Genomic DNA, 12,503 nt, shown 5'->3' with positions numbered 1-12,503 from the left:
TTCATCTTTAATTTAATTTCTCCTTATCGTTGTATCACGGACCGTTCTAATTTCATTAGAACCTCTTGCCCTAGTAAAGTGTGGGCTTACACTTACCGAATCACGCTTAGAGTCTGCTGAAAGCAAACTGTCCGCTTTCTTAACCGCAGCTTCTTGATCTCCCAATGTACCAAATCCAGAATAACTAGTACTGAAGACATTTTCCATGGAACCCTCATCAAAGGTAATTAGGAAAAAACTAAATGGATATTGAACATTCGGTTCTAGTTCCGGTTTTTGTTCCATTGTGCTTTTATTCGCTTCAGGTACCGGGGAAGTCACTACCTGCTGTACATCCGTAGCTCTATCAAAAGTACCGGTCAACCACTCTATGAGCCTTACCCATGGATTGCCGCCTCCCTTAGCACTTCCAGCCCCAGGTAGATCATCATAGTTTAATTCTCCTTTTCGCCTTCCTCTTCGCCCCCTGTCTTCAGTACCTATACCCCAACTAGATATTCCGTCCCAACCGTCATCGGAAGCATTGGAACTTGGACTACTAGCCGTTACCACTACTCCATCTAAATTTATGGCTCCCGTAGAACTCGGAACCCCACCAGGCCCCCACAAAGTTCCTGTTTCCGGATTATAATAGGAAGGGCCTATGTAGGTTGCACCGTCCGGAACATCCCCTGGTCCGTGTACATCCGGGTCATAGATAACTGTCCCATCACCGGTACGGTAATAATCGGTAATACGGTCTGCTCCCCCTGGCATGAGTCCATCGATATCAATGTAATAGATTGGATTGTTCAGAGCATAGCTATAGGGGGAGTAGCTTTTCATCATATCTGCCAAATTATCCATGTTGAACCATCGGCCCAAAGCAGGGTCAAAATTTCGCCAACCAAAGTCCAGCCAGTCTAAACCCAGAGATTTATCAAGCTCCTTTCCGTTATAGGTCATGTAGTTGTTCTCCACTCCATTCACTACCGAATTGTAACCTTTATGTTCAAGCCCGAAGGGATAGACGTTTACACATTTTTTTCAACTACGGGTCAGTTTTCAGCGGTTTCCCTCAAAAAATTTTTCATAAGAACGTCCTTTCTACATCATCTTTTCAGTCTTTAAAGATAAAAAAATAGGATAGATTCCTCGCAAGTAAAAGCCAGTATTTTCGTGCCTCAAAAACCTCTGTCTTTCACTTGCTCCCACGTCCTCGGTATGTTACATAAAACGGGTTATAATACATTCCCTAAAAGTCCAACGCTTCTCCACCTGTAGTTATAACCAGTTTTATGTAAAATACTCCCATTCGCCATACTTCCAACGCTCACAACGGAACTCGGATTTATATTTTTAGTTATTATTCAGAAGATTATGAAGACTAACGCACTTCGTTTGTTTCATTTTAAAAGCTTGCGGAACTCATCCGCATCAGCCAACAGCTTCCGCAACCTTTTAAAACGTAAAACCGTTTTCAGAAGAGCAAAACCGTTTTTAAAAGATGAAGATTTAGGCGGTGGATTCGACGCAAAGGCAATCTTCAGCTTTTAAAAATGATAGCCTAAGTGGCTACGGAACGTCACGCAAAGATTGGCGGAACGAGTTGTGTAAAAAAACAAGCAAAGAAGTAAAGCAAGCTTTTCCGCTTGATGTCTTTTTGTGAAGATTTTTTTATGCAAATTCGGTGCGTTGGCTTACGAAGTAAATATTTCCGTTTTCCTAGTGCGATGGAAGAAGTGGCTGTAAAAAGCGTTGGATTAGCGGATATTTTACATAATAGCAGTTATAACGACGCCCGCAACAATAACAACAAGCCGTAGGCAACCAAAAGGGAAGCTCTTATAACTACTATTATGTAAACATAGCTTGGGGCATTTTTTGGCTTTCGGCGGTGGGAACAGCTCTTTACTTTTTTAAGATTTCTGCTTTCTTTTAAACGACTAATTTTCTTAAAAAAGTAATGTGCTGTGTGAGCGATTTGGCAAGCCAATAAAATGCAGAAGTGTGGCGAGGAAGCAAAGCAAAGACAGAGGATTTTGAGGTACGATAAAACTGGATTTGATTTGCGTGGATTTATTCAGCTAATTGGATGGAAGTTGTTGACGATTTCGTGTAGGTTTTCCAAGTCGTCCTGTAAATATCTTTCGGTGGAACTTATGTATCTGTGTCCTGCTAAATATTGAACCTTTCGCAAGTTGTATTGTCCTAACCAATTTGTAATTACTGATGCTCTGATTTGATTGATGTTCTCAACTTTGTGATTGGTCTTTTTCAGCTTTTTAATGATGTTGGTAATTGTGTTACTCAATCGTGCATTATTCGGTATCAATAAGCGTTCACTTTCTATATTTCTACGTTGTTTTATTTCTTCTCTAATTTCTTTGATGTATTCTAATAATTCTATGACTTGCCAAGGTTTTAGCTCTAATTCTCGTGCGTTCATTTTCTTGTGTCCTGGAACGTAGATTTTACCTTTGTAGACTTTTATGTGTTCTATTTCCAACGCTTTTAAATTGGTTGTGCATAATCCTTGATACACCATTAAACCAACTATTATTCTATCTCTTTTAGCTGTTAATTTATGATACTGGTCTTTGATGTTTTCAGTTTCATAACTATAATATAAATCTTCTAATTCATCAGCTTCAAGTAAGTTGTAATTGACTATCCTTTTTACGCCTTTGATGTTGGTACTTTCGATTGGGTTTTCACTTTTATAATTTTCTTCCACCAAGTAATTTAGATAGACTTTTACTCGTCCCAATCTATGGTTTACGGTCTTTTTGGTCGTTCCTTTTCGTTGTAGGTATTTGATGTATTTCAAGCAATCCTTATAATCGATTTCGATAGCTGTGGTATGGTTTCTATTGCACCATTTTATAAATAACTGTGCTTGTTTTATGTAGTTCTCGATTGTGGTTTCTGCATACCCTTTCTTTTGTAGATGTATTTTATAATCATTCATTTTCAACGGTTTTTAACAAGTGGGTGTAAATCTGTGTGCTTTCCAGACTGCTATGACCTAAAAAGGATTTGATACTTTCCAATGGCACTTCCTTTTGCAGTAGATGTGTGGCGATTGAGTGGCGTAACGTGTGTAACGTAATTTGTTTCTTTTCGATGCTTTTGTTTTCTGTGGCCAACACAATGGCCTTTAAACGGTTGGCAATGCTCATTCCGTCCATTCTTCTTCCTTGTTGGCTTATCAACAAGGCTTCGGTGCCCTTGTAATTGTAGAACTCTGGTCGAGCTTCAAAGATGTAATCTTCCAATACTTGCAGGTTGTAACCGTTCATTGGCACGAACCTTTCTTTGTAGTTCTTTCCTTTTCTGACGTACAGGCGTTCCTTATCAAAAAGTACGTCCTTAACGTCCAAGTGTACTGCTTCATTTCTTCGTAAGCCACAACTGTACACAATGCTCAATATCGCTTTATCCCGTAACCTAAATCGTTTTGCATCGTGGCTGTAACTGCAAGCCGTAAAGAGTTCCTTGATTTCTGATTGCGTGAGTATATTTAACTTTTCTTCTGTTGGATTGGTTTCATATTTCAGATGTAAATGGATGCCTTTATGGTTGTGGTTCTGTAAATATTCCTTGAACTTTTTTAAGGCTTGTTGGTGTTTATTCAAGTAGCTTTTACTTAATGCTCCGTTTCGTCTTTCGTTGTTGCGCTCTTGCAAGTAGCTGTAATATTCCTTTGTGGTTTTTGCCGTGATGTGGTTGATATTTAGGATGCTTTTTTGCTCCAAGTAGTAAAAGAACTCTTGCAGATGATTGGGCAGATTGTAAACCGTACTTTCTGCATATCCAAGTATATCCAACCATTGTTTGTAACTCTTGACCAGTACTTTGTAATGTTCGTTCTGTAATTTTAGATGCTTCATTTTGGACAGTTTTTTATTAGGGCATACCTTTTTAGTGGTTTACCTATTTTTATTGGCAATTGTTTTAAAATGTGATAGTTAAGTGAGCCATTTTGTAAGTGGCCCATTGGTGGCTCATTGGCTCACTTCCATCAAGCTGACACAGTTGTCCAGAGCGTTGTTTATCTGTTCCTGCAACTCTGTGTATTCCTCGTAACTTACGATTTCGTAGATATAACCTTTGTACTTATTATTAGTGGTTTTCTTGATGTAATTATCTGCTATTAACTGCGTGTGGTATCTTCGTAATGTTGTGCCTTTTATGCGTAGATTTCGTCTTATTTCTGCATTGGTAAACGTAGTTTGTTTATTGGCTTTGAGATAGGTTTTAAGCGCTTCAAGATAGTTTCTACACGCTCCGCTTATCATATCGCTTTTACGTAGTAAAACCTCTTGTAAAAGTTGGTTAGCTTCTTTAATATCTTCGATAGTCGTTTCAATATATTCCTCTCCAGTGTTTTTGTCATAATGCCTGTGGCGCTGCCACTGTTTGTAAAAGGTAACAGCTTCAATAAATTGTAAATAATGTGAGTTTGTTCTACGTGGTTTAAATACAGATTGTGGTAATTGTAAATGTTCTGCAAAAGGATTTACTACTCGTATTTTTTTAAGTAGATGCTGTACATTTTGTAATTGTCTTTTAGCTTTTAATTCTGCATCGATGTTTACATTTCCTGCCGATAGTTTACGTTGATACTGCATTATTTTTTCGTCCTGTTCGTGGCTTTCATCGATGTATAATAAAAAGGAACGATTGCTATTATCTTCGTAAATGCTTTCTTGTGTGGTACAACCTGCAACACATACAGGACCTTCAACCGTTAATTTTATCGTCTTAGTATTTCCGTTTCTGTCTTTATGGCTTACTCGTTTTGTGATGCTTCTTTTTGATTGTAATTCTCGTAATGGATAGAGTGCGTTTTCTGCTCCGTCCATATCTTCTATCAATATTAACTTGTGTTGTAATTCTGTGCGATTGAAGTAATAAAAGGCATTCTCGCTTAAAACCGTCATATCCACGATGTCGTGTTCTGGTATGAGTTCTGCTACTTTAGATTGTAAATGGGTCTTTCCTGTTCCGGAACTTCCCAAGCTGATGCAATGCAATGGGTTTGCGCTTTTACGAGAAGTGAAGATGATGTACATTAACAGCCTGTTGGTTTCCTCGCCGATTACTCCGCTATTTCCGATTAGGTCATTTGTAAGCTGTAATAGATTTTGCTTTTTGAGTAATTTAATGGCTTCGGTTTCTTCTTTCTTTGTGAGTTCTCTTATGGTAAACTCGTTTGCATCTTCTTGCTCTAATTGTGATAGGCGATAGGTTTCTAATTCGTTGGTTAGTTCCTGTAATATTCTTCTAACTATCGATGTTCCTATTTCTATGCGTTCCGCTACTTTTCTAACTAATTTCTCGACTTGGTTATCGTTGTATAAATCAATATTATGGCGAAGTTTCGTGTGATGCTCCTTTTTGTTGATGCTTAATGTTACTCGTAAACTGTCTAATTTATTCAGCTTTATACCGCCTAATACGTGTATCTCTAAATGATTCGTGAAGTATTCGTAGTTATTGGTATTGGCGGTATTCAAAATATTTTTACTCATAATGCAGAGTTTTCTATTTTTTGTATTGTTTACTCTGCAATATTAGATATTACTATTCAATAAATCAAGACAATACTATTATTATTTGATTATATTTGCCCAAAACGTATAGTTTACTACTATTTAAAGACATTAAGAAGACTATTCTATGAGTTTAGGACAGAAGATTACAAAGATTAGGAAAGAGAAAAAGTTATCTCAAGTAGATGTAGCTTCGTATGTAGGTGTTTCTCGTGATGCGATTTCTAAATATGAGCGTGATGATATTGTACCGTCTGTTGAAAACGCTAATAAAATAGCACAGATTTTAGGTGTATCTCTCGATTATTTGATGTCGGAAGATGATAATTTAGAAGTCGTGGATATTGATATGCTTAATCGTATGAAAGAGATACAGCGACTTTCGGAAGATGATAGAAATACGGTTACCAAAATTATTGATGCTTTTATCAGAGATACTAAAACTAAAAAAGCCTACGCATAAAAAAACCGCCTCGTTAAAGGTGGCTTCATTTAGACTTATTTTAGTGTTAAACAACTTGTAAGTTACTTGAGTCTGGGTATATTTCTAAAATAGATGTTTCTTTGAGCTCTATTCCAATACTATAAAGCATATAAAAAAATGGGTCAATGTTATAGGGGTAACCAATGGTTTCTAAATAAATTACTGTTTTAGAATTAAGATTTTTAATACCCCACCATTTCCATTGTCGTTGTCTTATAGCATCAATCCAAGAACCAAAGTCCCATAGTTGGTTATTTGTAGAAAGGTCATCTCTAGTTATATTTTTCGTTTTTAAAACAAACCATTTGGGTAATGTTTTTTCCCAAACTTTATCGTCTTGACTTTCATTAGTATTCATCTCTATAATACTTCCCATTAGACTTTGTAATTTATCAAAAGATTTATTTGACAACTTAAAAGCAATAGTTATAGCTAATCCTGTTTGAGGAATACCATTAGAAATATCTTTCTTTAAAAGCCTATCTAATTCATTCATAATTTACTACTGCGCAGTTCTATTTATACTACTTTGGTCTATACTTTTCAGTAACTTTTCAAAATACTCTTTAGGTATACCAAATGAGTTATTTGTTACTGTTTGGTCTACTTGTTGTGGTGAACCTGGGTTCAATCTACCTAATCTTTGAGGAACAGCATTATTTCTTATTTCATTTGCAAATTCACTACTAACATTAAAACTAATCAATTCTGCATTTTCACCTCTTTTTTGTAAAAATTGTACAGCTCTAGCTTTGTCATCAAAGGTCACAAATAACATATCATCACCTTGTATACTTAAATCACCTGCGCCATCTACCGCAAATCGTTGTTTACTGGCATTAGGCATATCACCACCCTGAACCCTAAAGACCTTGGTTGCATCACTTGCCTCTTCTGTCGCATTAGCGACATTAGCAACTTTATTTGTAGCAACACGCATACCACTTGTAAGCCCTACACCTGAACCTCCCATTTGGGCTTGAACACCATAAAGAGATTTTGTTGTCTGTAATGAACTTCCCTGTGTGTTTTCGTATGTTCGAACAACTTGCGTAGCTGTATTACTCGCCAATTGTGAAGCATCTCTGTAAGGCTGTGCAACTCTATCAAAAGCTTGACTTGTTCTGGTTGTCATAGCACTTCCTTGACTTTGCCACCTTTTAAGAGTATTTAGCAACTCCTTACAACACATTTCTACTTGATTTCCATCTGGGTCAATAAAAAGAATAGGATTGTTTACGGTATAAGTATAAACAGATTGGTCATAATATTTTTCTGCCATTGCATCTGGCGTGAACCATCTTCCTAAAGCTGGGTCGTAGAATCTCGCACCATAATCGTACATATCAAGTCCAAGCTCTTCTTGGATTTCTTTTCCGTTGTACCTGAACTTGGAAGCCACGCTGTTACTGTTGGCGCTCACCACATTGTTGTACCCTTTGTGTTCGAGACCGAAGGGATAGACGTTTACACATTTTTTTCAACTACGGGTCAGTTTTCAGCGGTTTCCCTCAAAAAATTTTTCATAAGAACGTCCTTTCTACATCATCTTTTCAGTCTTTAAAGATAAAAAAATAGGATAGATTCCTCGCAAGTAAAAGCCAGTATTTTCGTGCCTCAAAAACCTCTGTCTTTCACTTGCTCCCACGTCCTCGGTATGTTACATAAAACGGGTTATAATACATTCCCTAAAAGTCCAACGCTTCTCCACCTGTAGTTATAACCAGTTTTATGTAAAATACTCCCATTCGCCATACTTCCAACGCTCACAACGGAACTCGGATTTATATTTTTAGTTATTATTCAGAAGATTATGAAGACTAACGCACTTCGTTTGTTTCATTTTAAAAGCTTGCGGAACTCATCCGCATCAGCCAACAGCTTCCGCAACCTTTTAAAACGTAAAACCGTTTTCAGAAGAGCAAAACCGTTTTTAAAAGATGAAGATTTAGGCGGTGGATTCGACGCAAAGGCAATCTTCAGCTTTTAAAAATGATAGCCTAAGTGGCTACGGAACGTCACGCAAAGATTGGCGGAACGAGTTGTGTAAAAAAACAAGCAAAGAAGTAAAGCAAGCTTTTCCGCTTGATGTCTTTTTGTGAAGATTTTTTTATGCAAATTCGGTGCGTTGGCTTACGAAGTAAATATTTCCGTTTTCCTAGTGCGATGGAAGAAGTGGCTGTAAAAAGCGTTGGATTAGCGGATATTTTACATAATAGCAGTTATAACGACGCCCGCAACAATAACAACAAGCCGTAGGCAACCAAAAGGGAAGCTCTTATAACTACTATTATGTAAACATAGCTTGGGGCATTTTTTGGCTTTCGGCGGTGGGAACAGCTCTTTACTTTTTTAAGATTTCTGCTTTCTTTTAAACGACTAATTTTCTTAAAAAAGTAATGTGCTGTGTGAGCGATTTGGCAAGCCAATAAAATGCAGAAGTGTGGCGAGGAAGCAAAGCAAAGACAGAGGATTTTGAGGTACGATAAAACTGGATTTGATTTGCGTGGATTTATTCAGCTAATTGGATGGAAGTTGTTGACGATTTCGTGTAGGTTTTCCAAGTCGTCCTGTAAATATCTTTCGGTGGAACTTATGTATCTGTGTCCTGCTAAATATTGAACCTTTCGCAAGTTGTATTGTCCTAACCAATTTGTAATTACTGATGCTCTGATTTGATTGATGTTCTCAACTTTGTGATTGGTCTTTTTCAGCTTTTTAATGATGTTGGTAATTGTGTTACTCAATCGTGCATTATTCGGTATCAATAAGCGTTCACTTTCTATATTTCTACGTTGTTTTATTTCTTCTCTAATTTCTTTGATGTATTCTAATAATTCTATGACTTGCCAAGGTTTTAGCTCTAATTCTCGTGCGTTCATTTTCTTGTGTCCTGGAACGTAGATTTTACCTTTGTAGACTTTTATGTGTTCTATTTCCAACGCTTTTAAATTGGTTGTGCATAATCCTTGATACACCATTAAACCAACTATTATTCTATCTCTTTTAGCTGTTAATTTATGATACTGGTCTTTGATGTTTTCAGTTTCATAACTATAATATAAATCTTCTAATTCATCAGCTTCAAGTAAGTTGTAATTGACTATCCTTTTTACGCCTTTGATGTTGGTACTTTCGATTGGGTTTTCACTTTTATAATTTTCTTCCACCAAGTAATTTAGATAGACTTTTACTCGTCCCAATCTATGGTTTACGGTCTTTTTGGTCGTTCCTTTTCGTTGTAGGTATTTGATGTATTTCAAGCAATCCTTATAATCGATTTCGATAGCTGTGGTATGGTTTCTATTGCACCATTTTATAAATAACTGTGCTTGTTTTATGTAGTTCTCGATTGTGGTTTCTGCATACCCTTTCTTTTGTAGATGTATTTTATAATCATTCATTTTCAACGGTTTTTAACAAGTGGGTGTAAATCTGTGTGCTTTCCAGACTGCTATGACCTAAAAAGGATTTGATACTTTCCAATGGCACTTCCTTTTGCAGTAGATGTGTGGCGATTGAGTGGCGTAACGTGTGTAACGTAATTTGTTTCTTTTCGATGCTTTTGTTTTCTGTGGCCAACACAATGGCCTTTAAACGGTTGGCAATGCTCATTCCGTCCATTCTTCTTCCTTGTTGGCTTATCAACAAGGCTTCGGTGCCCTTGTAATTGTAGAACTCTGGTCGAGCTTCAAAGATGTAATCTTCCAATACTTGCAGGTTGTAACCGTTCATTGGCACGAACCTTTCTTTGTAGTTCTTTCCTTTTCTGACGTACAGGCGTTCCTTATCAAAAAGTACGTCCTTAACGTCCAAGTGTACTGCTTCATTTCTTCGTAAGCCACAACTGTACACAATGCTCAATATCGCTTTATCCCGTAACCTAAATCGTTTTGCATCGTGGCTGTAACTGCAAGCCGTAAAGAGTTCCTTGATTTCTGATTGCGTGAGTATATTTAACTTTTCTTCTGTTGGATTGGTTTCATATTTCAGATGTAAATGGATGCCTTTATGGTTGTGGTTCTGTAAATATTCCTTGAACTTTTTTAAGGCTTGTTGGTGTTTATTCAAGTAGCTTTTACTTAATGCTCCGTTTCGTCTTTCGTTGTTGCGCTCTTGCAAGTAGCTGTAATATTCCTTTGTGGTTTTTGCCGTGATGTGGTTGATATTTAGGATGCTTTTTTGCTCCAAGTAGTAAAAGAACTCTTGCAGATGATTGGGCAGATTGTAAACCGTACTTTCTGCATATCCAAGTATATCCAACCATTGTTTGTAACTCTTGACCAGTACTTTGTAATGTTCGTTCTGTAATTTTAGATGCTTCATTTTGGACAGTTTTTTATTAGGGCATACCTTTTTAGTGGTTTACCTATTTTTATTGGCAATTGTTTTAAAATGTGATAGTTAAGTGAGCCATTTTGTAAGTGGCCCATTGGTGGCTCATTGGCTCACTTCCATCAAGCTGACACAGTTGTCCAGAGCGTTGTTTATCTGTTCCTGCAACTCTGTGTATTCCTCGTAACTTACGATTTCGTAGATATAACCTTTGTACTTATTATTAGTGGTTTTCTTGATGTAATTATCTGCTATTAACTGCGTGTGGTATCTTCGTAATGTTGTGCCTTTTATGCGTAGATTTCGTCTTATTTCTGCATTGGTAAACGTAGTTTGTTTATTGGCTTTGAGATAGGTTTTAAGCGCTTCAAGATAGTTTCTACACGCTCCGCTTATCATATCGCTTTTACGTAGTAAAACCTCTTGTAAAAGTTGGTTAGCTTCTTTAATATCTTCGATAGTCGTTTCAATATATTCCTCTCCAGTGTTTTTGTCATAATGCCTGTGGCGCTGCCACTGTTTGTAAAAGGTAACAGCTTCAATAAATTGTAAATAATGTGAGTTTGTTCTACGTGGTTTAAATACAGATTGTGGTAATTGTAAATGTTCTGCAAAAGGATTTACTACTCGTATTTTTTTAAGTAGATGCTGTACATTTTGTAATTGTCTTTTAGCTTTTAATTCTGCATCGATGTTTACATTTCCTGCCGATAGTTTACGTTGATACTGCATTATTTTTTCGTCCTGTTCGTGGCTTTCATCGATGTATAATAAAAAGGAACGATTGCTATTATCTTCGTAAATGCTTTCTTGTGTGGTACAACCTGCAACACATACAGGACCTTCAACCGTTAATTTTATCGTCTTAGTATTTCCGTTTCTGTCTTTATGGCTTACTCGTTTTGTGATGCTTCTTTTTGATTGTAATTCTCGTAATGGATAGAGTGCGTTTTCTGCTCCGTCCATATCTTCTATCAATATTAACTTGTGTTGTAATTCTGTGCGATTGAAGTAATAAAAGGCATTCTCGCTTAAAACCGTCATATCCACGATGTCGTGTTCTGGTATGAGTTCTGCTACTTTAGATTGTAAATGGGTCTTTCCTGTTCCGGAACTTCCCAAGCTGATGCAATGCAATGGGTTTGCGCTTTTACGAGAAGTGAAGATGATGTACATTAACAGCCTGTTGGTTTCCTCGCCGATTACTCCGCTATTTCCGATTAGGTCATTTGTAAGCTGTAATAGATTTTGCTTTTTGAGTAATTTAATGGCTTCGGTTTCTTCTTTCTTTGTGAGTTCTCTTATGGTAAACTCGTTTGCATCTTCTTGCTCTAATTGTGATAGGCGATAGGTTTCTAATTCGTTGGTTAGTTCCTGTAATATTCTTCTAACTATCGATGTTCCTATTTCTATGCGTTCCGCTACTTTTCTAACTAATTTCTCGACTTGGTTATCGTTGTATAAATCAATATTATGGCGAAGTTTCGTGTGATGCTCCTTTTTGTTGATGCTTAATGTTACTCGTAAACTGTCTAATTTATTCAGCTTTATACCGCCTAATACGTGTATCTCTAAATGATTCGTGAAGTATTCGTAGTTATTGGTATTGGCGGTATTCAAAATATTTTTACTCATAATGCAGAGTTTTCTATTTTTTGTATTGTTTACTCTGCAATATTAGATATTACTATTCAATAAATCAAGACAATACTATTATTATTTGATTATATTTGCCCAAAACGTATAGTTTACTACTATTTAAAGACATTAAGAAGACTATTCTATGAGTTTAGGACAGAAGATTACAAAGATTAGGAAAGAGAAAAAGTTATCTCAAGTAGATGTAGCTTCGTATGTAGGTGTTTCTCGTGATGCGATTTCTAAATATGAGCGTGATGATATTGTACCGTCTGTTGAAAACGCTAATAAAATAGCACAGATTTTAGGTGTATCTCTCGATTATTTGATGTCGGAAGATGATAATTTAGAAGTCGTGGATATTGATATGCTTAATCGTATGAAAGAGATACAGCGACTTTCGGAAGATGATAGAAATACGGTTACCAAAATTATTGATGCTTTTATCAGAGATACTAAAACTAAAAAAGCCTACGCATAAAAAAACCGCCTCGTTAAAGGTGGCTTCA

The 12,503-nt window shown here is 36.6% G+C and carries 10 protein-coding genes and 1 pseudogene; 2 read left to right on the top strand and 9 right to left on the bottom strand.

Going from position 1 to position 12,503, the window contains the following annotated elements; all coding sequences use genetic code 11:
* Positions 1-12: 12 nt before the first annotated feature.
* From ACKWBX_RS17485 to ACKWBX_RS17470, 4 genes and pseudogenes are all read right to left on the bottom strand, one after another.
* A pseudogene (locus tag ACKWBX_RS17485) lies at positions 13-996 on the bottom strand (RHS repeat-associated core domain-containing protein); the annotation flags it as partial.
* A 1,066-nt stretch (positions 997-2,062) separates the two neighbouring features.
* Positions 2,063-2,950: a tyrosine-type recombinase/integrase gene (locus ACKWBX_RS17480; protein ID WP_413970011.1), complete on the bottom strand. Its 888-nt coding sequence runs from the start codon at positions 2,948-2,950 to the stop codon at positions 2,063-2,065.
* Positions 2,943-3,872: a tyrosine-type recombinase/integrase gene (locus ACKWBX_RS17475; protein WP_413970010.1), complete on the bottom strand. Its 930-nt coding sequence runs from the start codon at positions 3,870-3,872 to the stop codon at positions 2,943-2,945. Before ACKWBX_RS17475 ends, ACKWBX_RS17480 begins: the two co-directional genes overlap by 8 nt.
* A gap of 114 nt (positions 3,873-3,986) precedes the next feature.
* Positions 3,987-5,516, bottom strand: coding sequence for a hypothetical protein (locus tag ACKWBX_RS17470; protein WP_413970009.1), 1,530 nt, complete (start codon positions 5,514-5,516; stop codon positions 3,987-3,989).
* Positions 5,517-5,664: 148 nt separating this feature from the next.
* On the opposite strand from ACKWBX_RS17470, the gene ACKWBX_RS17465 reads away from it, so the two are divergent.
* Positions 5,665-6,000, top strand: a complete 336-nt coding sequence (locus ACKWBX_RS17465) for a helix-turn-helix domain-containing protein (protein ID WP_413970008.1) — start codon at positions 5,665-5,667, stop codon at positions 5,998-6,000.
* Positions 6,001-6,046: 46 nt separating this feature from the next.
* On the opposite strand, the gene ACKWBX_RS17460 is transcribed toward ACKWBX_RS17465, so the two are convergent.
* The 5 genes from ACKWBX_RS17460 to ACKWBX_RS17440 form a co-directional block, all read right to left on the bottom strand.
* Positions 6,047-6,517 carry a hypothetical protein gene (locus ACKWBX_RS17460; protein ID WP_413970007.1) on the bottom strand — a complete coding sequence of 157 codons (471 nt, stop codon included), beginning with the start codon at positions 6,515-6,517 and terminating at the stop codon, positions 6,047-6,049.
* 6 nt (positions 6,518-6,523) lie between these two features.
* Positions 6,524-7,444 (bottom strand): RHS repeat-associated core domain-containing protein, encoded by a 921-nt coding sequence (locus ACKWBX_RS17455; protein WP_413970012.1) that lies wholly within the window; start codon positions 7,442-7,444, stop codon positions 6,524-6,526.
* Positions 7,445-8,537: 1,093 nt separating this feature from the next.
* On the bottom strand, positions 8,538-9,425 hold the full coding sequence (locus ACKWBX_RS17450) for a tyrosine-type recombinase/integrase (RefSeq protein ID WP_413970011.1): 888 nt from the start codon (positions 9,423-9,425) through the stop codon (positions 8,538-8,540).
* A complete protein-coding gene (locus ACKWBX_RS17445; RefSeq protein WP_413970010.1) occupies positions 9,418-10,347 on the bottom strand; it encodes a tyrosine-type recombinase/integrase in 930 nt (309 codons plus the stop codon). The genes ACKWBX_RS17450 and ACKWBX_RS17445 overlap by 8 nt, the downstream gene beginning before the upstream one ends.
* A gap of 114 nt (positions 10,348-10,461) precedes the next feature.
* Positions 10,462-11,991: a hypothetical protein gene (locus tag ACKWBX_RS17440; RefSeq protein WP_413970009.1), complete on the bottom strand. Its 1,530-nt coding sequence runs from the start codon at positions 11,989-11,991 to the stop codon at positions 10,462-10,464.
* Between the two features lie 148 nt (positions 11,992-12,139).
* Here ACKWBX_RS17440 and ACKWBX_RS17435 point away from each other — a divergent pair, with 148 nt between their 5' ends.
* A complete protein-coding gene (locus ACKWBX_RS17435; protein ID WP_413970008.1) occupies positions 12,140-12,475 on the top strand; it encodes a helix-turn-helix domain-containing protein in 336 nt (111 codons plus the stop codon).
* Positions 12,476-12,503: the final 28 nt, after the last annotated feature.

The sequence above is a fragment of the Maribacter algae genome (genome assembly GCF_047345745.1).
Taxonomy (GTDB): domain Bacteria; phylum Bacteroidota; class Bacteroidia; order Flavobacteriales; family Flavobacteriaceae; genus Maribacter.
This window is presented reverse-complemented; position numbering and strand designations above follow the sequence as displayed.